Below are 25,170 nucleotides of genomic sequence, written 5' to 3'. Positions count from 1 at the left end.
ACATACTCATTCGCCCTATTCAGACTCGCTTTCGCTGCGGCTCCGTTTCTTCCACTTAACCTCGCATGCAATCGTAACTCGCCGGTTCATTCTACAAAAGGCACGCTATCACCCATTAACGGGCTCTAACTTGTTGTAGGCACACGGTTTCAGGATCTATTTCACTCCCCTTCCGGGGTGCTTTTCACCTTTCCCTCACGGTACTGGTTCACTATCGGTCACTAGGGAGTATTTAGCCTTGGGAGATGGTCCTCCCGGATTCCGACGGAATTCCTCGTGTTCCGCCGTACTCAGGATCCTCCTAGGTGCTTTCCAAATTTCGTCTACGGGGTTTTTACCCTCTTTGACGGACTTTTCCAAGTCCTTCGACTATCTGAAAAAACTACCAGATCGGAGTCCTACAACCCCAAGATGCAAGCATCTTGGTTTGGGCTTTTCCCGTTTCGCTCGCCGCTACTCAGGGAATCGAATTTTCTTTCTCTTCCTGCAGGTACTTAGATGTTTCAGTTCTCTGCGTCTACCTCGAATGTGCTATGTATTCACACAAACGTAACATCCTATCAAAGATGTTGGGTTCCCCCATTCGGAAATCTCTGGATCATAGCTTACTTACAGCTCCCCAAAGCATATCGGTGTTAGTCCCGTCCTTCATCGGCTCCTAGTGCCAAGGCATCCACCGTGCGCCCTTATTCACTTAACCTAATACAACCTTGCGGTTGGGTTTTGAGTCGTTTCTCTAGCGATAGAGGCGTACTCAAGAATAAGCTTTGAAAAAACTTCTTAAAAAACTCTTTTCAACGCGGTGTTCTCGGTTTGTTTTGATTCTTTTCTTCAAATATCCAGTTTTCAATGAACAAGGTTAACGACTAATGTCGTTAATGGAGCCTAGCGGGATCGAACCGCTGACCTCCTGCGTGCAAAGCAGGCGCTCTCCCAGCTGAGCTAAGGCCCCGGGGGTATTTAATTAAGAGTAGACCTCTCAAAACTGAACAAAGGCAAACGATGTGTAAGTTTCCGTAATAATTTCCTTAGAAAGGAGGTGATCCAGCCGCACCTTCCGATACGGCTACCTTGTTACGACTTCACCCCAATCATCTATCCCACCTTAGGCGGCTGGCTCCAAAAAGGTTACCTCACCGACTTCGGGTGTTACAAACTCTCGTGGTGTGACGGGCGGTGTGTACAAGGCCCGGGAACGTATTCACCGCGGCGTGCTGATCCGCGATTACTAGCGATTCCGGCTTCATGTAGGCGAGTTGCAGCCTACAATCCGAACTGAGAGAAGCTTTAAGAGATTAGCTTAGCCTCGCGACTTCGCGACTCGTTGTACTTCCCATTGTAGCACGTGTGTAGCCCAGGTCATAAGGGGCATGATGATTTGACGTCATCCCCACCTTCCTCCGGTTTGTCACCGGCAGTCTCGCTAGAGTGCCCAACTAAATGATGGCAACTAACAATAAGGGTTGCGCTCGTTGCGGGACTTAACCCAACATCTCACGACACGAGCTGACGACAACCATGCACCACCTGTCACTTTGTCCCCGAAGGGAAAGCTCTATCTCTAGAGTGGTCAAAGGATGTCAAGACCTGGTAAGGTTCTTCGCGTTGCTTCGAATTAAACCACATGCTCCACCGCTTGTGCGGGCCCCCGTCAATTCCTTTGAGTTTCAACCTTGCGGTCGTACTCCCCAGGCGGAGTGCTTAATGCGTTTGCTGCAGCACTGAAGGGCGGAAACCCTCCAACACTTAGCACTCATCGTTTACGGCGTGGACTACCAGGGTATCTAATCCTGTTTGCTCCCCACGCTTTCGAGCCTCAGCGTCAGTTACAGACCAGAGAGCCGCCTTCGCCACTGGTGTTCCTCCATATATCTACGCATTTCACCGCTACACATGGAATTCCACTCTCCTCTTCTGCACTCAAGTCTCCCAGTTTCCAATGACCCTCCCCGGTTAAGCCGGGGGCTTTCACATCAGACTTAAGAAACCGCCTGCGCTCGCTTTACGCCCAATAAATCCGGACAACGCTTGCCACCTACGTATTACCGCGGCTGCTGGCACGTAGTTAGCCGTGGCTTTCTGGTTAGATACCGTCAAGGGATGAACATTTTACTCTCATCCTTGTTCTTCTCTAACAACAGAGTTTTACGATCCGAAAACCTTCTTCACTCACGCGGCGTTGCTCGGTCAGACTTTCGTCCATTGCCGAAGATTCCCTACTGCTGCCTCCCGTAGGAGTCTGGGCCGTGTCTCAGTCCCAGTGTGGCCGATCACCCTCTCAGGTCGGCTATGCATCGTGGCCTTGGTGAGCCGTTACCTCACCAACTAGCTAATGCACCGCGGGTCCATCCATCAGTGACGCAAAAGCGCCTTTCAAATATCCTTCATGCGAAGAACATTGTTATACGGTATTAGCACCTGTTTCCAAGTGTTATCCCCTTCTGATGGGTAGGTTACCCACGTGTTACTCACCCGTTCGCCACTCCTCTTTTTCCGATGAGACAAGTCTCGGTGGAAAAAGAAGCGTTCGACTTGCATGTATTAGGCACGCCGCCAGCGTTCGTCCTGAGCCAGGATCAAACTCTCATAAAAAGTTTGGAAACGATCAAATGATCGTTAAGCTCATTGAATTGATTTGCTAGCTATTGCTTGCATGTATTTTGCTTCTTGAAAGAAGCGCCCTACACATTTGGTTCGTTTGCTTGCTTTGTACAGTTTTCAAAGGTCTACTGTGCTGTTTCAGCAACTTTTTAATCATACCAGAGCGACAAGTGTTTGTCAACTCTTTTTTTGATTTTTTTCGCAAGAGTCAGAAACTCGAGAAGCGAAATATTTCAAAGTTGTTTGTCAGCGACTTGATTAGTTTATCAAGTTTATTGTTATTTGTCAACTACTTTTTAAAAGAAATTTTCTTGCTGTATCAGTATTTTATTCCTTTAGTAATTTGACGACTTTGTTATATTACCATGATATTTTTTATTAGTCAATAAGATTTTTAAAAAATATTCAGTGATAATTTCGGTGTTCCTTATCGTTGGAACATTTAATAATATAGCAAGGATATTCATAAAAATCAACAAAAAAGTAGAAAGAATTTTGTTTTTTTTATAAGACGAATTATATGGAACGAACTCTATAAAAACCTCTTGATTTCAAACAAAATATCAAACATTATCTTTTAAAAGAACACGATCATTCGTATTTTTTATTCGTAAAAACTACCTTCACTTCAGCTTTTCTTCTTATTCATTCAATAAAACTAAAATGCTCCAACGGAAAAAGGTATCTTTCCATTGGAGCATTTTGACTTTTTAGCCTATTTTTCTTGATGGATCGGGATAAAGATTCTAAAAATCGTTCCTTGTCCGATTACACTTTCCGCTGCAATGCGTCCTTTGTAGCTTGCTAAAAGTTGTTTAGCGATCGACAAGCCTAAACCATTACCGCCTTTCGTGCGTGCACGAGCTTTATCTACGCGATAAAAACGGTTAAAGATCTTATCTAGATCCTCTTCAGAGACCCCTTCACCAAAATCTTGGATGGCAAGCTCAAAATCTTTTCCTTGCGTGGAAATCGAAATATGAACTTCTTTCCGATCGGTGGAGTATTTCACGGCATTATCCAAAATGATAATAATAATCTGTTCGAAGTGGTTTCGATAGATACTTAAAGTAACTTCATCAGAAAGATCATCATCTAACGTAAATGTAAACTCTGGATAGAGCATTTTAAAATTATTGTATACTTGATAAGTAACTTCTTTAGCATGCGTGGTTTCGTGGGTGTATTGGATGTCTACTTGTTCCGCTCGGGAAAGGTCCAGCATCTCTTGGACCAAACTCTTCATGCGGCTCAATTCTTGGACGCTGGCGGCCAACGACTCTTCTAATACTTCTGGATCATCTTTCCCCCATCGTTGCAACAAGCTCAGATGTCCTTCCATGATCGCTACAGGCGTACGCAATTCATGAGATACATCTTCTACAAATTGTTTTTGTTGTTCGATGTAGGTCCGCATGCGATCCAGCATTTCATTAAAAATCTCAGCTAAATCGGTCAGTTCGTCATTTGTATTGATCTCAGGCATATGGGCATCAGATTCTGGATTTTTCCGAACGGTATCCATTGTATCTCTCAATACTTTTAAAGGTTTCAGGAAGTATGCTGATAGGAAAAAACCTAAAATACTACTTAAAATCAATGAGATGACTTCTAAAACGATCAGCGTCAGCAAAAGTTTGCTGCGAATCTCATAAAATGATGACAATTCATAAAAGGTCTGTGCATATCCGATTTTTTCTGTCGTTGTTTTCGAATAGATCGGTTGAATCGATAAAAACCCGGTAATCCCATTGACTGTAATGATCGTTGGATCTTTCCTTGTCGTTTGGAACAACGCGAGGTCATCATCGTGTGTCTTAAACACCAATTTTTCTTCTAGATTATAAACGTATAGACTAAGGGCATCCTGTCCCAACTCCGAAATAAACGGATCGATTTTCATCAGGTTGCCTTCTACGATAGAAGTACGATCATATTGGCTGTTTTCTTCAGGGTCATTATTAGTCAGACTGCGGTACGTATTGAGAACAGTCAATTCGCTGTCAGAATTCGCTAAACGCGAAGCGACACTAGAAATCGTCTGTCCGATGTTCTTTCTTTCTTTAGCTACGATCAGATTGACGGAAGACTTATAGGTGATCACCGCAAAAATCGTAAAAACAACAAAGATAAAGAAAGAACTAGCAAAAGCCCATTTGATTGTTAAAGATGGGCCTTTTAGTCCTTTCGAAGAAATCTTGTCTTTTATTTTTTTCACGAGCGCATCACATAACCTGTTCCGCGAACGGTTTGGATGTAGCTTTCCTCCCCTGGAACATCGATTTTGTTGCGCAGATAACGGATGTACACATCCACGACGTTGGTTTCTACTTCTGTTTCGTAGCCCCAGACTTTGTTAAGCAATACGTCGCGCGCTAAAACAACATTGACGTTTTCCATCAACGTTAATAGTAATTCATATTCGCGTTTCGTCAATTCGATAACTTCAGAGCCGCGGCGAACAACACGATTTTCCTTTTCGATCGTTAAATCGCGATAAGTGATGGTCGTTTGTTTTGCGACGTTTTTATCACCTTCGATATCGATACGGCGCAATAATGCCCGCAGACGAGCTAATAATTCTTCGATTGCAAAAGGTTTGACGATATAATCATCTGCCCCATGATCCAATCCGGATACTCGGTCAATAACAGAGTCCCGTGCCGTCATCATGATGATAGGTGTATTTTTCACTTGGCGGACCCGACGACATACTTCCAGACCATTCAATTCCGGCAGCATCAGGTCTAATAAAATAGCATCCCACTCATTATTCAAAGCAGCATCCAATCCTGTTCGGCCGTTGTAATGAACTTCCGCGTTATATCCTTCATGTTTCAGTTCTAATTCTACAAAACGCGCCAAGTTCTTTTCATCTTCAATGATTAGAATATTACTCATTTATGTTTTAGTCCTTCTCTCTTAGTATTCTAAAAAACCCTCTGATTTTTATTTAGATATTAAAATGCTATAGTCATTTTATCATGAAAAATACAATTAAAAAAGAGGTACACGAAAACTTCCCAGTTTTCGGCACCTCGTTCTTTAAGAGATTATTCTTCGTGATACCAGCTGTAATGGAAGATTCCTTCACGATCTGTCCGTTCATAAGTATGCGCACCAAAGTAATCCCGTTGTGCTTGGATCATATTGGCTGGCAGACGATCAGAACGATAGGAATCGAAATAAGCGATCGCAGAAGAGAAGGTTGGTACAGGGACGCCGGCTTGAACAGCTAAAGCGACCACTTCACGTACTGCTTGTTGGTATTTTTTCGTGATCTCTACAAAGTAATCATCTAATAATAGATTTTCAAGGTCTGGTGTACGGTCGTATGCATCAGTGATCTTTTGCAAGAATTGTGCACGGATGATACAGCCGGCACGCCAAATCTTCGCAATTTCACCAAATGGCAATTCCCAATCGTATTCTTTCGAAGCAACACGCAATTGAGCAAAACCTTGCGCATAGCTCATGATTTTACTGAAATATAATGCTTGGCGGATCTTTTCGATCAATTCTTTCTTATCGCCAGTAAATTCGTATTTATCAGGTTTAGGCAATACTTTGCTTGCGTTCACACGTTCTTCTTTGTAAGCAGAGATGTAACGAGCAAAGACTGATTCAGTGATCAATGGTAATGGAACACCTAAGTCTAATGCGCTTTGGCTGGTCCATTTTCCGGTACCTTTATTGCCGGCTGCGTCTAAGATCACATCAACGATCGGCGCGCCAGTTCCTAAATCATCTTTTCTAGTCAAAATGTCGGCAGTGATCTCGATCAAGTAGCTGTCAAGTTCGCCTTGATTCCACTCTTTAAAGATTTCAGCCATCTCATCAACTGACAATCCTAAGATGTTTTTCATTAAGTCGTAAGATTCAGCGATCAATTGCATATCGCCGTATTCGATCCCATTGTGGACCATTTTTACGTAATGTCCAGCTCCGTTTGGTCCGATATAAGTCACACATGGAGCGCCGTCTTCAGCTTTAGCTGAGATTTGCTCTAAGATCGGTGCAACTAATTCATAGGCTTCTTTTTGCCCACCAGGCATGATAGAAGGTCCCTTCAATGCGCCTTCTTCACCGCCTGAAACACCAGTACCGATAAAGTTGATGCCTGAGTTGGCTAATTCTTCGTTGCGGCGCATTGTATCTTTAAAGAATGTGTTCCCGCCATCGATCAAGATGTCGCCTTTATCTAAATGAGGCAGTAATTCTTGGATCGTTGCGTCTGTTGCCGCGCCAGCTTTGACCATCAATAAGATTCGACGTGGTTTTTCAATAGAATCCACAAATTCCTCTATCGTATAGGTAGCTTTAAAATTTTTATCAGGATGTTCGTTAACTACAGCTTCGGTTTTTGAACCTGTGCGATTGAACAAAGCCACTGAATAACCGCGGCTTTCAATATTCAATGCCAAGTTTTTACCCATGACAGCCATACCGACAACGCCGATTTGTTGTTTTGACATTTTAGTTCCTCCTACTTCCAATGAAATCTTTTGATCTTTTTCATTATAGCTTAAAACAAACTTCAATTAAACTAATGATACTTATAATTTTGATAAAAAGTATAAAACCCCCAAGACTCCATGGTTAGTCTTGAGGGTTCGGTTCATTTTTCTGTAAAAAATGAATTATGCTTCTTTTGTTGCAACGTCCTTACCATCATAGTAACCGCAGTTTGCACATACGTGATGGCTTTTTCTTAATTCACCACAGTTTGGACATTCGTTCAAACCATTGATAGTCAATTTGTAATGAGTACGACGTTTTGCTTTTTTCGCTTTAGAAGTTCTTCTAGCTGGTACTGCCATTTTGTTACACCTCCTTGTTCAGTAAAAACAGCATGATTCGCTGTTTGTTTATTCCAATCTTACTTTTCGTCATCTTCTGATGGATTTTCCAATAGTTCAGATAACTTGGCAAGACGAGGATCGATTGTTGGTTCTGTCAGCTCTTTTTGACGCAAATATTCTTCTTCTGAAAGAACTTCCCAGTCTTCGCCTTTTGGCAGTTCGTCTGAGCGTTGTTCTTCTTCTGATAATACTTGCAGCGGGATCGCTAACAGGATGTTGTCCATCACTGATTCTAAAAGATCCAATGTCTGAGTTTCTAAAATCAAGACATCTTCATCAGAGATCATTTCTGAACGATGTTGAAACTGCTCCGGTGTCATGAAGATCTCATCTACGGTCAAATCCATTGGCAACGCCACTGGCACTAAGCTCCTAGAAGAAGGCACCGTAAGTACCGTGTTGACAGTGTAGTGCACGACATAGTCAGAAGCACTGACAGTCAGCAAACCTTCAACCTTTATCGGGGCAACATCAAGTATTTGATTGTCTCTTTCCATCAATTCTCTTTTTAGATCGATTGTTTCTGAAAAGACTAAGGGTGTTTCTTGGTGTTTTTTTAGTTCCCATAAAGACCATTTCATTTTCTTCATCACCTCTAAGCAACAAAAGCTATTATACAGGGCTTGTTTTTCTTTGTCAATGAAATTTTCTTGACACCTGTTTTCACTGTAAAACCTTGTATCAGCTTTGTTTATTGATTGTTATGTTTGCATCCTGCAATCTTATATAAAGAAAGCGAAACATTCCTGAAAGGCAATGTTCCGCTTATTCTCCATTAAGGATCTTACTTGAAAGCTCCTTTAATAATCAAGCTATTAGATAGCTGTTGTTTCTCCGCGGTAAACAATACCACGACGTGAATCAACAGTGATCAATTCGCCATCTTCGATTGTTGAAGTTGCTTCTTTTGCACCCACGATAACTGGGATATCTTTAGCGATACCTACAACAGCAGCGTGAGAAGTCAATCCGCCTTCTTCAACGATCACAGCAGCAGCTTTTTCAAAAGCTGGCATGTAGTCTTTATCAGTTGTTGGAACGACTAAAACCATTCCTTCTTTTGCTTTTGCGTTTGCTTCTTCTGCAGAATGAGCAACAACAGCATTTGCTACAACAGATTTTTGACCTACGCCTTGTGCTTCAAGAAGCTTTGAGCCGATCATTTGGATCTTCATTACGTTTGTTGTTCCGCGTTCGCCTACTGGCACACCAGCAGTGATCAAGATCAAATCGCCTTCTGCAGCGAAACCAAGTTCAACTGCTTTTTTAGCAGCTAATTCGAACATTTCATCTGTTGTTGTTGGTTTTTCAGCAACAGTTGGGTAAACACCCCAGTTCAACATCAAACCGCGTTTTGTGCGTTCGTCGAATGTAACGGCTAAGATGTCAGCATTTGGACGGTATTTAGAGATCATTTTTGCTGTGTAACCTGATTCAGTTGCAGCAACGATTGTTTTAACACCTAAGTTTTTCGCAGCGCGAGCTACTGAAAGACCAATTGTTTCTGTTACATCTGTTTTATCGAATTCATTGATTTGGAATGTGCCTAATTCTGACAATGCTTTTTCAGCTTCTTGGTCGATACGAGCCATAGTAGAAACTGCTTCTACTGGGTAGTCCCCATTTGCAGATTCACCTGAAAGCATTGTTGCGTCAGTTCCGTCAAATACGGCATTGGCAACGTCAGATGCTTCAGCGCGTGTTGGACGAGGATTTTTTTGCATTGATTCCAACATTTGTGTAGCTGTGATAACTGCTTTACCGGCAGCATTACATTTTTGGATAATGCGTTTTTGCACCATAGGAACTAATTCAGGAGCGATTTCAACCCCCATGTCCCCACGAGCGATCATGATACCGTCAGCTACTTTGATGATTTCATCAATGTTGTCAATACCTTCTTGAGATTCGATTTTAGGGAAGATTTGAACATGAGTCATGTCTTTTTCTTCTAAAATTTCACGAATATCTAATACGTCTTGTGCTTTACGTACAAAACTTGCAGCGATAAAGTCGATGTCGTTGTCTAAACCGAAACGAATATCGTCAGCATCTTTTTCAGTAATACCAGGCAAGCTGATTGATACGCCAGGAGCATTTACCCCTTTACGTGAGCCAAGGATACCGGCATTTTGAACTTCAGTAACAAGTTCTTTTGTTGTTTCATCTTTTTCGATGATTTTCATGTCGATCAATCCATCGTCAAACAAGACATGGCCGCCTACATGTACATCGTCAAATAATCCAGGATAAGTCACAGCAATTTTTTCTTTTGAACCTTCTAGTTCAGCATCCATAGAGATACGTACAACATCGCCGATTGCAAATTGGATTTTTCCGTTTTCAGTTCCTTGTACAGTTGTACGGATTTCAGCACCTTTTGTATCCAAAAGAATTGCTACATCTTTACCAGTTTTTTGAACTGCTTCCCGTACAAGTTGCATACGTCCTAATTGTTCTTCATGGTCACCATGAGAGAAGTTGAAACGGAATACGTTTGCTCCTGATTCGATTAATTGAGAAATGATCTCTACGCTATTACTTGCTGGTCCTAAAGTACTAACGATTTTTGTTTTTTTCATTACTGAACGCTCCTATTCATTTATTTAAAAATAGCCGTTAAGCTTTTTTACCTACTTTAAATGCTGCCTGATTAGAATGACAATTGTTGGTTCAAATCATACAAGGAAACATCTGGTTTGTGTTTATTGTTTTCAAGTGTATCGATAATATCAGCGGCAACCATTTTGTTGTCTTCGATACCGATGCATAATCCGCCTTTGCCTTCTTTCAGCAATTCAACAGCGTAAGCACCAAATTTGCTTGCCAATACGCGATCTCGTGCACTTGGAGAACCACCACGGACAACGTGACCTAAAATAGATACACGAGTATGGAAGTCACCGTATTCTGAAAGTTTTTCAGCAAATTCATTTCCGCCCATTACACCTTCAGCTAATACGATCAAGCAATGTTTTTTCCCACGGTCGCGTCCTTCACGGATACGTTGTGCTACAGCAGCCATATCAAATTCGTGTTCTGGGATGATGATTTCATCCGCACCGCCGGCAACACCAGACCATAATGCGATATCACCTGCGCCGCGTCCCATTACTTCGATAACAAATGTACGAACATGGGAAGTCGCTGTATCACGAATACGGTCGATAGATTCTAAAACAGTATTGATCGCTGTATCAAAACCGATCGTAAAGTCAGTTCCTGGGATATCGTTGTCGATTGTTCCTGGGATACCAACTGCTGGGAATCCGCGTTTTGTCAACGCCATCGCACCGTGGTAAGAACCGTCTCCACCGATAACTACAAGACCTTCGATACCGAATTTTTTCAATTGTTCAATACCTTTTAGTTGTCCTTCTTCTGTTGCGAACTCTGGATAACGCGCAGAATATAAGAAGGTACCGCCGCGTTGGATCTTGTCGCCAACATCAGCCACGTCTAAACGACGAATATCGCCTGCGACCAATCCGGCAAAACCATAGTTGATTCCATATACTTCAATGCCATCATAAATGGCTTTGCGGGTCACAGCACGAATCGCTGCGTTCATCCCTGGGGCATCTCCACCACTAGTTAAGATTCCGATGCGCTTCATTTACACATTCACCTCATTAAAATAATTGTACTTTTCTTAGGTCACCCTAAGTAATACCTTTGGGGCATTAATCACGATTAACATTTTAACATTAATTTTCGTCCTTGTCTTGAAATACGAGCAATTTCTCGCAAAAAAATGAAAATAGATAGAAAAGGTTTCTGAAAATCACTTGAAAACAACATTTTCTTCCCCTAAAAGTTTTTTCAGCTTTTCTTGGAAAACAGTTTGCTCTCCAACCCAATAATTCTCACTTAAAATGCGTTTTTTGCCGCTTTCTACATAATAAAGAACGACTGGGACTGGTCCGGGATTTTCTTGGATCAAATGATAAAGCGGCGTAAGCAACTGTTCTTCACTTTCTTTAGTGATGCGTAAAAAACAAGTGGATTGTGAGATCGTTGCTTCTAGTTGACTTGCCGGTTGGACTTTATCTGCGATGATCTGCAATTCTCCGTTGTATTTACTGATCTCCGATTTGCCTTCGATATAAATGACATCATTTTCCGCAAAAGTCTGTCGGACCTGACGATACAACTCCGGAAAGATCGTTACAGAGATTTCACCGCTGGGATCATTGCCTTCGACAAACGCCATCTGCTCTCCCCGCTTTGTACGGATCTCACGAATATCTCGAATATACAGCAGCAAGCGGACTTTCTGATCAGCGACGATCTCAGTGATATTGCGTACTCCTTTTGCTCTCTGGAGTTTGGCAAATTGTTCTACAGGATGCCCTGATAAATAGACACCTAGATACTTTTCTTCCAAAAGCAGCTTTTCGTCCAACCGATACTCTTGGATCTCTTGCTCTTTTAATGTCATTACGTTCAGCAGATCCAAACTGCCGCCGCTATATTGGATGTTCTGGATCTTTCCTTCTAATTCTGATGCCAGTTGCCGACGATGCGGTTCTAATTCATCAAATACGCCAACTTCGATCAAAGGACGCAATGTATCTTCTTTACGCCACTTTGGATCGATGCGGATCAAAAACTGATCAAAAGAACTATAAGGTCCGTTTGCCCGCCGTTCATTTAAAATATCCATAACAAAGTCGCGCCGGATACCTTTGATACTGCTTAAACCAAAACGCAGGACTTTTAAGGACTGGAGTTGAAAACTGTACCCGCTCTGATTGATGTCAGGAGGTAAAACTTCGATCTGTCTTTTTTTTGCTTCGTTCAAATATTCTTTTACCTTGCTGGCATTATGTCGAACCGAGTGGAGCAGTGCTGAGAAAAACGGACCCGGATAATGGACTTTCAGATACGCCATTTGAAAGCCGACAAACGAATAAGCAAAAGCATGGGAACGGTTGAATCCGTAATCCGCGAAACGTTCGATATAGTCGTACACTTTCTCCGCAGTTTCTTGATCGTGTCCTTTTTGCAAAGCTCCTTGGACAAAATGACGTCTTTCTTCATCCAATACTGCTTTTTTCTTTTTGCTGATTGCCCGACGCAAAATATCTGCTTGTCCCAGTGTAAAGCCGGCCATCGCAGAAGCCGCCTGCATGATCTGTTCTTGATAGACCATGACCCCATAAGTATTAGCTAAAATCGGTCGCAGACTTTCATCAGGATAGCGGACTTTTTCCAAACCTTTTTTCCGCTTGATAAAAGAATCGATATGCTGCATCGGTCCTGGACGATACAACGCATTGACCGCAGCGATGTCTTCAATATTTTCCGGTCCTAATCGCCGTAAGACATTGCGAATCCCGGCTGATTCAAATTGAAAAATCCCCGCTGTGTCGCCTGCTTGGAATAAACGCAGTGTTTCAGGATCATCAAGAGGGATCGCTTTTTGTGAAAATACTTCACCGCTGAAACGCTGGATCTCCTGCAATGTTTGGTCGATAATAGACAAGTTTCGCAAACCCAAGAAGTCCATTTTTAAAAGACCGACTGTCTCCACATCGTTCATAGTAAATTGTGTAAGAAGTATCCCTTCAGAACCTTCTTGTAAAGGAATCAAATTCAGCAGGTTTTGGTCGCTGATAACGACACCAGCAGCATGGGTCGAAACATGACGGGGCAATCCTTCTAACAGTTTCGCGATTTGAAACAGACGTTGATTCTTTTCATTGCTTGCGACCAACTCTCTCAAACGCGCAGACTCTTGATAGGCCCGTTCCAATGTCATCTTCAACGCATTAGGGACTGCTTTGGACCAGCGATTCGCTTCACTTTGAGATAAGCCGAAAACTCTGCCAACGTCCCTTAAGACCATTTTTGCCGCCATCGTTCCAAAGGTCGCGATCTGCGCCATTTGGAATTTTCCATATTTTTTTTGCACATATTGCAGTACTTCTTCACGACGGTTATCAGGAATATCCAGATCAATATCCGGCATCGTATAACGTTCAGGATTTAAAAAGCGTTCAAAAAGCAGTTGATATTGGATAGGATCGACATCCGTGATCGCCAGCACATACGCCACTAGCGAACCTGCGGCAGATCCCCGTCCCGCGCCAGTCACTATTTTTTCTTGATGAGCGAACGCCATCACGTCCCAGACGATCAAGAAATAGTCATCAAACCCCATTTCATGGATCACCGATAATTCGTAGTCTAATCGTTGCTGGTAGCGCTCATCAGGATCTTTTACCCGTTGCGGTAATTTTTCAAAGCAGAGTTCTTTTAAGTAATCTGCCGCAGTTTTTCCAGTCAATGGGTAGTGAGGTAAAAGTTTTTGCTGCAATGGCAATTCAAAATGACATGTTTCAGCAATCAGTTCCGCGTTTTTCAGTGCTTCTTTTCCAGCCTCTCCATCAACAGCATCTTGAAAAAAACGACGGACTTCTTTTTCTGCTTTCAAATAACCTGTCTTTTCATCGGTGATGATCTCACTGAAACTTTCTACCTGTGTACCGTTTTTGATATGTTCCATTACGGTGATCGCCGGCAACTCATCTACGCTCAGAGCTTTCACGGACTCGATGCCGCAAAGTGAAAGATTCTCTTGCCACCATTTATAAGAACTAGGACTATTTTCCTGCAAATCTCGGGATGAAACTCCGTAATAAAGATTTTCTTTCCCGAATAGTTGAAGAAATATATCTAAGCGTTTCGTTGCATCTTCGCCGTTTCCCATCAAAAAGGACAATTCATTATGTTCCGGGAAAATGACGATCAAATCATCCGTTCCCTCAACATCTTCCAATTGTACTTGTCCTGTGATCATTTTTTTACTGGAAAGCTGGATCAACCTTTGGTAGCCGAGAAAATTTTTGGCAAACAGTAAGACCTCAAATTGATCCTCCAGTTCAGGCGCAAAATAATCCAAATGCAGCCCAATGACCGCCTGCAAGCCTTCTTTTTGACAAGCTTGGTAAAATTCCACCGTGCCGGAAAGAACATTGCGATCACAAATACCGATGGTTTGATAGCCTTTTGTTTTTGCTTCTTGGACCAGACGAGGTATCTGGATGGTACTTTGCAGCAAAGAGTATGAAGTCGTTGTATATAATTGAGGAAAACTCATAAGACTGCCTCCGAGAAAATAATTTATGAAAATGCTTGAAATGTTTACAAGTTGAAAAAATGTGTTACACTGTAATCGAGAAACCTACACTGGAAAAGAGGTGTCTAGATGCGTTATATCGTTACGTTATTTTGGTCGTTTATTTTAGGTCAGGTTGTCGGTTACCTTGGGAGTTCTCTTGGGGGAGGCGTATATGATTTCAAATTGACCACAATGATCTCATTATTTGTCGGTGTAATTGTCATTTTATTAGGAACAGTCGCTCCATCAAGAAAAGTATCACACGAATAATCCTTTTGAAAAGAGATTGGACAATTTGTCCAATCTCTTTTTGCATTATAAACAATCTAAAACATCATGAACAGAGATGTTCATCCATGTATAGCTGTATTTTTTTATAGACGGACCCGCAGCATTTTGCGGAAGTTGAATAATGATAAGAAAATATTGACCAAAACAAAGGCACTCGTCACCCAGAACACAGAACGGTAGCCGTAACCATGAGCGACCGTTGAACCGATCATCGGTCCTAATACTTGTCCAAAATTAGAGAACATTTGATTATAGCTGTATATCCGACTGACCCCTTCTGGAGGTGTGATCTTGCTGATCAATGTATTGATGGACGGCATCAGCGCTCCTGTTGAAAATCCTAGAAGAAAACGCATGACCCCTAATTGAAATGGTGTTTTGACCAATCCCATCGGAATAAAACAAAGAAACGATAGCAGCAGACCGCCTAATAATACCTTATGATTACCAATCCTGTCACCGATTTTTCCCAGTGCCGGTGAAGACACGATCGCTGAAACGCCGGCGATAGACACGATCAATCCGCTGATAAACAATACATTCTCAGTATCACCGCTCAATTGACGTATGTATAAAGTTAAAATAGGTGTGATACTTGTCACGCCGATTTGTAAAATCAATGATGTAATAAATAGTCCTACTAATACTTGCACATCGTCGACACGTTTGAAGATCTCTTTGACTGTCAGCATCGCGTGCTTTTCTACTGGAACGAAATTCTCTTTTACAAAAAAGACGGTCAAGATCATCGTAATAAACAAAACTACACCTGTGATGATAAAGACGTTTTGCATCCCGAACCATTGAGCTAAAGCGCCCCCCATAGACGGTCCGATCAAACTTCCGGCGATCCCTCCAGTCGCTAATGTACCGAGAGCCCAACCGCTTTTTTCTTTGGGTGCTTGTGATGCGATCAATGCCGTTGCATTTGGAATATAGCCCGATAAGATACCAGTCATAAAACGCATCCCTAACAGCCAGTATACATTAGGAACAAATGCCAATGCGCCCATACTAAAAGTCATCCCTGCAGCCGCACGAATCATCATCAAACGTCGGCCTTTACGGTCGGCTAAATTTCCCCAAATCGGTGCTACCACCGCAGAGGCAAAGGCTGTGACTGAGATCGCCAAGCCTGAAAATAATTCTACTTGGTTTTTAGGCGTGCCCAATTGTTCTATATATAATGGGATAAAGGGCATTACCAAGCTGAAACTCGCTCCCGTGAAAAAACAGCCGATCCACGAGATCATCAAATTTCGCTTCCAATCTATTTTCATTTTATTACCTTCCTTCCTATTAACTATATTAACTTATTTTTGAAAAGAGATAAACTACAACACCCCTTTTCTGAAAAAATCTATTCTCAAAAAAAAGCGTGACCTCCAAATTCAGAGAGTCACGCTTCTTTTGCGGTACATCAGCTATTTTTCTAAAGTATAGAAAATACTTTTAAAGAACAGCCAAAATAATAAAATTGATGATGAATAAAATATCTACGACCCAAAGAATCGGAGAGATCTCGTTGAATTTTCCTTTGATGACTTTTACGATCGTGTAGAAAATAAATCCAGCGGCGATCCCGTATGAGATGCTATAGCACAAGCCCATAAAGATAGAAGCGAAAAATGCTGGAACGGCTTCTTCCAATTCTGTCCAATCGATATCTTTAAAGGAAGCCATCATCATTACACCTACTAAAATCAATGCTGGTGCTGTGGCTTCTGCCGGAACTACTGAGATCAGTGGTGAGATCAAGCTGCTAAGAGCAAACAAAGCCGCAACGACAATCGAAGTCAAACCGGTACGTCCGCCTGCGCCGATCCCGGCTGCTGATTCGACATAAGTCGTCGTATTGGATGTCCCAAAAATCGCACCGATGGATGTTGCGATCGCATCGGCAAACAATGCCCGATCCATTTTTGTATCCATGCCGCGTCCATCTTCCAACGCTGCTTCATCTGCTTTAGAGAAGATGCCAGTGCGTCGTCCAGTACCGATGAATGTACCGATCGTATCAAATGTATCAGAAAGACTAAACGCAATGATCGTCATCAAAACTTGTGGAAGTTTTGATGAATCACTGAATAATGATTGCATTCCTTCCGAACCAAAGGCTGCCCCAAATGTTGTTCCTAATTCCTGTATCGAACTTCCTAAAGAATTTTCATGCCAGTCGATCGACTGCAGATCCACAACGCCCATAAACACGCCGATGATCGTAGTAACGATGATCCCGATCAAGATCCCGCCGCGAACGTTTTTAACGACTAAAATCGTCGTCAATACAAGAGCGATGACCGCCAAAAGAATCGGAGCGCTATTGAAATTCGCCAACGCTGGAACGATCCCGCCGTTCATAGATACATTTGTCGCTTTGCCATCTTCTACTACGCTGGACAAAATCGTTCCTGAATCTGCGCTGAAGCTTAATAGATTCGCGTTTTTCAAACCTACATAAGCGACAAAGATCCCGATCCCGCCACCGATCGCATGCTGCATGCTTTCAGGAATCGCATGAATGATCAATTTACGGATTTTGGTCACTGTAATAAAAATATTGATAAGTCCACAGATGAATACCATCGCTAATGCTTGCTGCCAAGTATACCCCAGACCAAAAACTACGGTAAATGTGAAAAAGGCATTCAATCCCATTCCTGGTGCTAATGCGTAAGGAACATTTGCAAAAAGTCCCATTACTAATGTCCCGATCACTGAAGCGATGATCGTTGCTAGAAAGACTGCCTGAAACGGCATCCCTGATGCGGATAAAATAGACGGATTCACGAAAAGAATGTAACTCATCGCGAAAAATGTTGTTAACCCCGCCATTATTTCTGTTGAAACTGTTGTGTTGTTTTCCTTTAATTTGAAAAACTTATCCATGTAGCTTTTTCCACTCCCTAATTTTTATCATCAAAAACCGAATATCTTTCGCTTTTTGTCTTTACAATTAGTGATTATAAGTATAATGTACACTACAAACAACGTTTTATTAAAATTAAACAGTAAATTACTTTTCATTGTTCGTGTTTTACCTATTATCTAAAATATTTTAAATTTTTTTGCCTTTCATTCCAAGAGTTTTGTTAAAGTTTCGAACTGTGATACACTTAAAAAGCGTACATACTGTAAGGAGTGTTTTTATGAAAAAGAAATTAATCGCAATCGATTTAGATGGAACCACATTAAATGCCGCTTCACAAATCACCCAACGTACACAAGAGGTCTTAAGCAAAGCAACAAAAGCTGGGCACATCGTCAGCATCGCAACGGGTCGTCCGTTCCGCATGAGCGAAATGTTTTACAAACAGTTGGCCTTGAAAACGCCAATGGTCAATTTTAACGGTGCATTGGTCCATCTTCCTTATCAAAACTGGGCTCAGGAATCAGAAACGCTGATCAACCGTGAGATCGTTTTTGAAATTTTGGCTCAAAAACAACGATTGAATCTGGATTTCGTCGCCGCTGAAAATCGCGAGACTTTCTACATTGATGATTTAAACTTCTTCAATCCGAATTTTTTCGCTACTGACAAAGCTACTGAAAAAAATCTGCTGAGTAATTTAAAAACGAATCCTACTTCTATGCTGATTCAAACAAAAAATGAATTTGCCTCAGAAGTGGCTCAAAGTCTGAACCAACAATTTGCAGATTATGTAGATGTGCGAACTTGGGGTGGTCCTAACGCCATTTTAGAAGTGGTTGCAAAAGGCATCCAAAAAGCGCATGGGGTTTCGATCGTTGCAAAATCACTGGGGATCGATCAAAAAGATGTGATCGCATTTGGTGATGAGCATAACGATTTGGAAATGTTGGATTATGCCGGTTGGGGCGTAGCAATGGCCAACGGGACAGACGCTGCCAAAGCGATTTCCAATGATGTAACTGAAAAAACCAATGATGATGATGGTTTGGCTGATTATCTTGAAACTCATTTAGCGATTTAAAAAAATACCACGGGTCCGTAAGAGAGAATCTGCAGTTAGCAGAGAAGTTCCCTTACGGATTTTTTTATGGAATTTCCGCCTGCTTTAAGGTTTCTTTTAGCTATGTCTCGTATCTTATTCTTATACTAATTACTTGAAAGGATGAGAACGATGATAACTTTCCTACAATTAATTTTTTTGATTTTTTTATGTACATTTCTGATGTTTCGTTTATTCAACAAACCTCAATCACAAAATTTACTGGATAAGGATGATCAGGAAAATAATCTGTGACGATAACTTTAAAAAGCTCCCCTACTGAACCTGACGACTGCCAGTATCATGATCTTCTTTGGATCACTTTCTGTCTGTCCTGCTGCTATTTTTTGATTTTTTCTTGACAAATAACCAAAAAAGTAGAAAATAGAGAAGGACACGGAGAGTTGGCAGAGTGGTAATGCAACGGACTCGAAATCCGTCGAACCGGCTAATACCGGCGCGCAGGTTCAAATCCTGTACTCTCCTTATAAGTATATTTTAGAAAATATTTTTATTTTTAAAACCCCTGATAAATCAACTTTTATCAGGGGTTTGTTTTTTGAAAAAGCATAAGAAACCATAAAAAGCCCAAAATGTTTTGGTCAAATTTTGGTCATCGACATTTCTTCGAACTTTTTTGATACCTTTCAAATAATTTTTTTAGACTATTTTTAAGATAACAAAAGAGCTGCATACTGTTTTGAAATTTAATCTTTTGTTCGCTTTAAAAATACGAACTTATGTTTGTATAATTTTAACTGAGGTGATGATTATGAAATTCAAAGAATTCCAGCTTTTATTAGAAGAAAAATTATCAAGCTACGAATTATTTATTACAAAAGCAACCGAATATCAGAATGAGAAAAACAAGAACAGACCGCCTAAAAAGCGATGGGACGAAGCAAAAGTTAATCGAGCCGTTGAAGGCATGTGGAAACAGTTAGCAGAAAATGTCTATAACAAAGTAAAGCCTGATGCTCCCGTGTATGCTGCCAATATCGAGGAAGCCTGGGACAAATATATGGAAGAAAAAGAAATGTACGGATCGCTGAACGATACGATCGATGAATTGGAGTTTGATTAGTATGCGTCAAGAAGAATATCGCGATCGTGGAATCATAAAATGGGACAGCGGATTTTTCGTTTCCGAACACACGGCAGCGCTTGCGAAAGAACAAGCAGAACGTGAAGTTATGTGGTCAGCGAAAGAGATCATGACCAAAGAAGAGATCGACCGTGTATTGTATGAAGCAAAACTGAAAAACAAGTCTGTTGCTATCCAAAAGGAAGAAGTTGACCAGGAAGGCCTCTACTCTCCTGATGTTGTCGGAAAAATTCAAGGTTTTGATGAGTTAGGGATATTTGTCGGAGATCAAAAAGTCGATTATGATGAGATACGTAGCGTAGAATTTTTTGAGGAAAAGAAATGGTCTGATTTAAGCTGAGGTGATCTATATGTTAAAAAAATCTGGAATCGTAACAAAAATCAAGATACTAAACACGACGAGCAAGACACCGCTCATCTATTTTAAGTTAGACGATTGCAACTGTCTGATTGCTGCACACTCCCTCTCGTTTCTAGCGGACGTGGCGGAGAATACTAAGATAGTCATTTCGGGACTATATAATAGTAGGAAACAGTTTGTAGTGAAGAAATATGCAGTGGTAGGCATGACGAAGATTATGATGGAGTTTGAAATGATGAGAATATAAATACCCACTCTCTAGTAGGATAAAGAGTGGGCAAAAGAAAGCGAGAGTGGACTACTCTCTAATTAGTAGTTTATCATTTTTAGGTTTCAACGCAATAAAAAAATAGGCACCTATCGCCAGGGTGCCTGCCCTCCCTAAAAGGGAGTAGAAATGGATAGTTTCTGAATGTCAGTTTAGCATAAAACGGTTTCAGCAACAAGAATTATACTATTTTAACACAAAAAGAGCTCCCGATTACTCGAATGCTCCTTGCAGAAAATAAAGATTTTCTTGGATTGGTTTTATTATACAATGTAACGCTTACATGTGCAATAAAAAAGATCTTAGCCTACCTACGCTAAGATCTTTTTTAATTTATTTATGTTGGTCGACTAATTGTTGGGACTTGTTCGCTATGTCTTTTACATCTTGGTTAGCTTTGTTTAATTTATCAATATACGCTTTTAAATCAGAATTTTCTTTAGTTGCATTTGCTAACTGCTGTTTAGTAGAATCGAGCTCTGCTTGTAAAGAATTCTTTTCACTGTTTAATGTGTTGATTTGGTTATTTAGTGAATTAATGGTATTTCGCAGATCATTCGCTTGATTTAATGCTTCTTGCAGTTTAGAATTCCATTCTTGATTTTTCTGATTGATCTCTTGATTTTTTTGATCAATTTCTTTCAATTTGTCCGCAATTTCTTGCTGTTTAGATTGTAACTCTCCATTTTTACTATTTAATTGAGATTCTAAACTAGTTTTTTCTCCAGCTAGTTGATTATTTTCATTTTTTAAATTCTCTAACTGTTGCCGATAACCGTCAATATCTTTTTGAAGCTGATTTAATTGGTTCTGTGTACTAGTTGATTCATTGGATAATTGTGCGATTTTCTGTTCCTTGACTGATAGTAAGTTACTCAACTTGTCTAAGTTACTATTGATGGTAGAAATATGATCTTCCCCACCCCATTTTAAAATGCTATCTGCATAACTTTTACCAGTTAAACCAATAAATGTTAGTACAACGATGAGTGTCCCGATTACATATTTTTTCTTTTTCATTATTCAATTTTCTCCTTCCATATATAAAAGCGACATAGCCACTCTTATATAATAGAGTTTTATCTATTATTTTTCAATATCGTTGTTTATTTATAATTAAATTTTAATGTATACTTACATATTATAAAAAAGTTGTGTTTAAAAAATCAGTAACCGATACCATAAAAAATACTATGCAAGTGTGAGCACGTGACCAAAAAAAGACCTTAGCTTTCGCTAGGGTCTTTTTCATTTTAGCCTTGATTGTCTTTGCTAACTAATTCTGTTTCTTCAATTGTAGGAATGGAATACTCATAGTTAATTCGATCAAAATTATCTATTACCTGCTTTCTATCTACTCTTAAAGAATAGAAGGAATTTACTACTACTTCATGCTTTTCAAGCGAGTCATCTAATATTTTTATTGTAATTTCTTCTTCGCCAGTATCCAAACTAATCTTATTATTATTTAGTTGATACGATACTAATTTTCCCATAATAAGAATTGTATCATTTTCTTCTTTTAAGACTACATTGGAAAGTTTGTTAGCAATATCTACTATTTTGCTGTGATTGAATTCGTATTTTTCATTTGACATACGCTTTTTATATTTAAATGAAACCTCATCTTTTGCTAATTGATCAAACCACTTTCTAGAACTGATTACAGTTCTATTTCCAAACTTATTTTTTAATTCTTCGAAATCATTTTCCTCAATTGAACTGATTCTATATATTAACTCTTCTAGAATCTGCAATTTTTCTTCTTCTGACTCTACAAAAGACAATTGAATTGGTTCTTCCTTTAGATGTTCTTGAGTTCCTAATTTTATAATAAAAGATCCTGCTTCCACTTCAGATATGGCTAACTTAGATAGATTTTTCACGTAAGTAGGTATCTTACCAACAGAAGATCCATTTCCCATTATGTTGTTAATTGCTGAAGTAAAAGTATTTTGAAGACCTTCTATAATTGTAGATAATGACTCTAAACCAATAGCCCCACTAATTAAGTCGGTCTCTATTTTAATAATAGGCCTATTAAAGTCTTTTTTTTGCTTTTCAAAATAATTTATTGCGTCATCAATGTATTTTGAAGATTCGTAATACATTTGAGTGACCGTTTTTTTCGTTTTTGGATTCAACTTAGGACACCTCCATCAGTTATTATCTCAAAAATTCCTTTGGGGTTTCTATTCCTATCAAAAGAAAATTGTCCCATCCAGTACTTCATGTCATGGTCAAACTGTTGAATAAGTCCATGAACATCCTCTCTAGGCATAATAGACAAATAATCGTCTATGTTTGGAGTGATTACCCCTACGTCGTAAATGGGGTATAAGTCTGAGTAGAATTTTTCGTGTGCTAAAAAATGCCACTCATTGAAGCGACTTAAGAAATTATTGGTAATTTCAAGTTTTGATGGATGAGGATCCAAAAAAATGACCCCGTCAATATCATTAGGATTTTCTTTATTTGTACAAAAGCTTCCGTCTATCCAAATTTTGGTAATCGCTTGTTGGCAATGATTCATGATATCACTATCAAAAAAGTTTCTCAACCCATCTAAATTTCTTTTTCTAGTTGATGACTGCGGCATATTTTTTATAAAAAGCTCTTCAAACTCTTGCATTGTTACTTGATGAATCCCTGGAATATAGTTACCATTAGCATCGAATGCAATTGCCCTTTTTTCAAACTCTTGATTTAAAACCATATATTATCCTCTCTTCTCACACCTGCTATCTAAATTAAACCAAAAGGAAGCCTCAAAAACAAGCGTTTTCTAAGACTTCCTATAGCAGATATAATCTATTGAGGATTATGTAGCAATTATACCAAACATCAGTTTGCATTTCAACAAAAATAACCCTCCTACTCGATCCTGAGTAAGAGGGTTTTGTTATTAGTATTTAATTTTTTGACCAGGATAAATTGTGTAAGCTGGTCCTTTGATTCCGTTCTTAGAAGCTAGAGTCTTCCAGTTAACGCCAAGCTTAGTTCCGATTCTGCTCAGTGTGTCGCCGGATTTAACAGTATAGGTTTTAGCAGGCGCAGATTCTTTGTTGATGATAGCTTGCACCTCGTCATAGTAGTTGCCAAGGACTTTCTTACGAGCGTCGCCGTTTCCATATTTGCCGGCCAGTGTTTCTTTGGCTAGTACATTCATAGCAGCTGCCTTGTTTGATCCACCTGCATGATAGTTAACTACCGCCTGCACTCCGTTATAGTAGTTCCCAAGATTTTTCTTGCGTGTATCTCCATTTCCGGCTTTTCCATTTTTTACATCTTCAGCCATCTTGTAAATGGTTTTACCTGAAGTGGAATATTTTGCTCCGGATGAAGATGAATTGCTATTGCCTGAATTAGACTCGCTAGAGTTTGCTCCGCCGAAGAAATAGTCGAACCCTTTTCGAACGATGCGGTTTAAATCAAGCGGCCCATTATATCCATTCAATTTGCCATTTGAGGTGTATTGATGGATATCGTAGTTAGATGTGGCAGTTGGATTTGATCCGTTGTATTGCCCATTATTACTCCCATAGGTTGGAATCCAAATACCATCAAATTTAGCAGTATCTAAATTAAATGATGCATATAGATGATTAGCCACATACACACCGACTTTTTTAGCCCCAAGGGATTTTAGTTTAGCTCGATATTTCTCTACGCCACCACGCATGTCGCTCATCGATTTTTCTTCTACATCAAGCCACCAAAAGGTTGGATTGTAGGCTTTTGCACGATTGTAAAAGTCTTTCGCTTCTGTCTCCATGTCAGAATAGGAGGAGCCTCGGACCCAGGCGTAGACAGCAATCGGCACACCTCTTTTTTTAAACTCATTAATATGGGTCTTATAGTGTTTGTCAATATAGTTTGATCCATATTGGATACGGATGATCACGCCGTCAACCGCTTTGGCCAACTTGTCATAGTTTATCGAAGCTGGTGGCTGCCACTCACTGATATCTAAAATCACTGGTGTTGGGATACTCATATTTTTTTCCTCCTAAAGGTTATTTTCTTGATCGTCTTTATCGGCCATATTATCCGCGTGATACTTGCTAGAGCTGTTCACCGTGATAGCACCTAAAAATGTAGTAAACAGTGTGAGTGTAGTAACCGCCAACTCTGTGCCATCCCATCCGTATGCTTTACCTAAACCAGCAACTAGTGCTGTCAGCGCTGGTAATAGGATCATTACGATCCATTTGATTTTGTTATACGTTTCATTTGTCATTTTCATAATTTTGCCCCACTCTCTTTAAATAAAGTTTTAATCTGTTCCGTGTGCTCAATCAACCGGTCATTGTGCCGGTCAAGACGCTCATCGTGTTTTTGCAACTCATTGTGGATAGATACACGATCAGATTTACTCGCCTCTAAATCCCGACTGATTAAATCGAGATTGTGGCTAATAGTTGTCAGGTTTTCCGATATTTTTGTAAAGCTCGCCAAAATTGGACGAATAACTAATAAAATCAATCCTGCAATCGTTGCGAACCATCCCGCCCACGTTGCTAACTCTCCTACATTTAACAAATTCCATCATCTCCATTAAAAAAAGCAACTAGTAATTAAGCCA

General features: G+C 40.3%; 21 protein-coding genes, 2 tRNA genes and 2 rRNA genes (1 of these 25 cut by a window edge). 6 read left to right on the top strand and 19 right to left on the bottom strand.

Annotated elements, in window-relative coordinates; genetic code table 11:
- From EFB00_RS10455 to dnaE, 11 genes are all read right to left on the bottom strand, one after another.
- Positions 1–700 (bottom strand): 23S ribosomal RNA (locus EFB00_RS10455) (it extends 2,215 nt beyond the left edge of the window).
- 179 nt (positions 701–879) lie between these two features.
- Positions 880–952: transfer RNA gene (locus EFB00_RS10450), tRNA-Ala, on the bottom strand.
- 80 nt (positions 953–1,032) lie between these two features.
- Positions 1,033–2,592, bottom strand: a 16S ribosomal RNA gene (locus EFB00_RS10445).
- The 16S and 23S rRNA genes sit together here with 1 tRNA gene alongside, the layout of an rRNA operon.
- A 724-nt stretch (positions 2,593–3,316) precedes the next feature.
- Positions 3,317–4,819 (bottom strand): HAMP domain-containing sensor histidine kinase, encoded by a 1,503-nt coding sequence (locus EFB00_RS10440; protein ID WP_122646746.1) that lies wholly within the window; start codon positions 4,817–4,819, stop codon positions 3,317–3,319.
- A complete protein-coding gene (locus tag EFB00_RS10435; RefSeq protein WP_005875038.1) occupies positions 4,816–5,502 on the bottom strand; it encodes a response regulator transcription factor in 687 nt (228 codons plus the stop codon). The genes EFB00_RS10440 and EFB00_RS10435 overlap by 4 nt, the downstream gene beginning before the upstream one ends.
- Before the next feature lie 152 nt (positions 5,503–5,654).
- Positions 5,655–7,076 carry an NADP-dependent phosphogluconate dehydrogenase gene (gene gndA, locus EFB00_RS10430; protein ID WP_122646745.1) on the bottom strand — a complete coding sequence of 474 codons (1,422 nt, stop codon included), beginning with the start codon at positions 7,074–7,076 and terminating at the stop codon, positions 5,655–5,657.
- Positions 7,077–7,241: 165 nt separating this feature from the next.
- Complete coding sequence (rpmF, locus tag EFB00_RS10425; RefSeq protein ID WP_122646744.1) at positions 7,242–7,421, bottom strand: 50S ribosomal protein L32; 180 nt, start codon at positions 7,419–7,421, stop codon at positions 7,242–7,244.
- 59 nt (positions 7,422–7,480) lie between these two features.
- Positions 7,481–8,044 carry a YceD family protein gene (locus tag EFB00_RS10420; RefSeq protein WP_122646743.1) on the bottom strand — a complete coding sequence of 188 codons (564 nt, stop codon included), beginning with the start codon at positions 8,042–8,044 and terminating at the stop codon, positions 7,481–7,483.
- 234 nt (positions 8,045–8,278) lie between these two features.
- On the bottom strand, positions 8,279–10,045 hold the full coding sequence (gene pyk, locus EFB00_RS10415; RefSeq protein ID WP_122646742.1) for a pyruvate kinase: 1,767 nt from the start codon (positions 10,043–10,045) through the stop codon (positions 8,279–8,281).
- A gap of 71 nt (positions 10,046–10,116) precedes the next feature.
- Positions 10,117–11,079: a 6-phosphofructokinase gene (pfkA, locus tag EFB00_RS10410; RefSeq protein ID WP_122646741.1), complete on the bottom strand. Its 963-nt coding sequence runs from the start codon at positions 11,077–11,079 to the stop codon at positions 10,117–10,119.
- Positions 11,080–11,247: 168 nt separating this feature from the next.
- Positions 11,248–14,568 (bottom strand): DNA polymerase III subunit alpha, encoded by a 3,321-nt coding sequence (gene dnaE, locus EFB00_RS10405; protein ID WP_122646740.1) that lies wholly within the window; start codon positions 14,566–14,568, stop codon positions 11,248–11,250.
- Positions 14,569–14,676: 108 nt separating this feature from the next.
- On the opposite strand from dnaE, the gene EFB00_RS10400 reads away from it, so the two are divergent.
- Complete coding sequence (locus EFB00_RS10400) at positions 14,677–14,859, top strand: DUF2929 family protein (protein ID WP_122646739.1); 183 nt, start codon at positions 14,677–14,679, stop codon at positions 14,857–14,859.
- A 104-nt stretch (positions 14,860–14,963) separates the two neighbouring features.
- Here EFB00_RS10400 and EFB00_RS10395 read toward each other — a convergent pair whose 3' ends face one another.
- Both EFB00_RS10395 and EFB00_RS10390 read right to left on the bottom strand, forming a co-directional pair.
- On the bottom strand, positions 14,964–16,160 hold the full coding sequence (locus tag EFB00_RS10395) for a multidrug efflux MFS transporter (protein WP_122646738.1): 1,197 nt from the start codon (positions 16,158–16,160) through the stop codon (positions 14,964–14,966).
- A 172-nt stretch (positions 16,161–16,332) separates the two neighbouring features.
- Entirely contained in the window at positions 16,333–17,769 is a 1,437-nt protein-coding gene (locus EFB00_RS10390) for an NCS2 family permease (RefSeq protein WP_122646737.1), read from the bottom strand.
- Positions 17,770–18,029: 260 nt separating this feature from the next.
- Between EFB00_RS10390 and EFB00_RS10385 the strand changes: the two genes are divergently transcribed.
- The 5 genes from EFB00_RS10385 to EFB00_RS13665 all read left to right on the top strand — a co-directional run bounded on the left by EFB00_RS10385 (position 18,030) and on the right by EFB00_RS13665 (position 20,564).
- Positions 18,030–18,833: a Cof-type HAD-IIB family hydrolase gene (locus EFB00_RS10385; RefSeq protein WP_122646736.1), complete on the top strand. Its 804-nt coding sequence runs from the start codon at positions 18,030–18,032 to the stop codon at positions 18,831–18,833.
- A 416-nt stretch (positions 18,834–19,249) separates the two neighbouring features.
- Positions 19,250–19,337, top strand: a tRNA-Ser gene (locus tag EFB00_RS10380).
- Positions 19,338–19,623: 286 nt separating this feature from the next.
- Positions 19,624–19,935: a hypothetical protein gene (locus tag EFB00_RS10375; protein ID WP_122646735.1), complete on the top strand. Its 312-nt coding sequence runs from the start codon at positions 19,624–19,626 to the stop codon at positions 19,933–19,935.
- Position 19,936: 1 nt separating this feature from the next.
- Entirely contained in the window at positions 19,937–20,296 is a 360-nt protein-coding gene (locus EFB00_RS10370; protein ID WP_122646734.1) for a hypothetical protein, read from the top strand.
- A gap of 10 nt (positions 20,297–20,306) precedes the next feature.
- Positions 20,307–20,564 (top strand): hypothetical protein, encoded by a 258-nt coding sequence (locus EFB00_RS13665; protein ID WP_122646733.1) that lies wholly within the window; start codon positions 20,307–20,309, stop codon positions 20,562–20,564.
- Positions 20,565–20,918: 354 nt separating this feature from the next.
- On the opposite strand, the gene EFB00_RS10360 is transcribed toward EFB00_RS13665, so the two are convergent.
- From EFB00_RS10360 to EFB00_RS10335, 6 genes are all read right to left on the bottom strand, one after another.
- The gene (locus EFB00_RS10360; RefSeq protein WP_122646732.1) at positions 20,919–21,605 is read right to left on the bottom strand and encodes a DNA-directed RNA polymerase subunit omega; all 687 of its coding nucleotides are present in this window, start codon (positions 21,603–21,605) and stop codon (positions 20,919–20,921) included.
- 233 nt (positions 21,606–21,838) lie between these two features.
- Positions 21,839–22,729, bottom strand: coding sequence for a hypothetical protein (locus EFB00_RS10355; RefSeq protein ID WP_122646731.1), 891 nt, complete (start codon positions 22,727–22,729; stop codon positions 21,839–21,841).
- Entirely contained in the window at positions 22,726–23,301 is a 576-nt protein-coding gene (locus EFB00_RS10350; RefSeq protein ID WP_122646730.1) for a DUF6932 family protein, read from the bottom strand. Before EFB00_RS10350 ends, EFB00_RS10355 begins: the two co-directional genes overlap by 4 nt.
- A gap of 189 nt (positions 23,302–23,490) precedes the next feature.
- Positions 23,491–24,582, bottom strand: coding sequence for a GH25 family lysozyme (locus EFB00_RS10345; protein ID WP_122646729.1), 1,092 nt, complete (start codon positions 24,580–24,582; stop codon positions 23,491–23,493).
- 12 nt (positions 24,583–24,594) lie between these two features.
- Positions 24,595–24,831, bottom strand: coding sequence for a phage holin (locus EFB00_RS10340; protein ID WP_122646728.1), 237 nt, complete (start codon positions 24,829–24,831; stop codon positions 24,595–24,597).
- Positions 24,828–25,127, bottom strand: coding sequence for a hypothetical protein (locus EFB00_RS10335; RefSeq protein WP_122646727.1), 300 nt, complete (start codon positions 25,125–25,127; stop codon positions 24,828–24,830). Before EFB00_RS10335 ends, EFB00_RS10340 begins: the two co-directional genes overlap by 4 nt.
- Positions 25,128–25,170: the final 43 nt, after the last annotated feature.

The organism is Enterococcus mediterraneensis (genome assembly GCF_900604485.1).
Taxonomy (GTDB): Bacteria; Bacillota; Bacilli; order Lactobacillales; family Enterococcaceae; genus Enterococcus_C; species Enterococcus_C mediterraneensis.
Note: the sequence above shows the minus strand (reverse complement) of the source record. Positions and strands in the feature narration are given on the sequence as shown.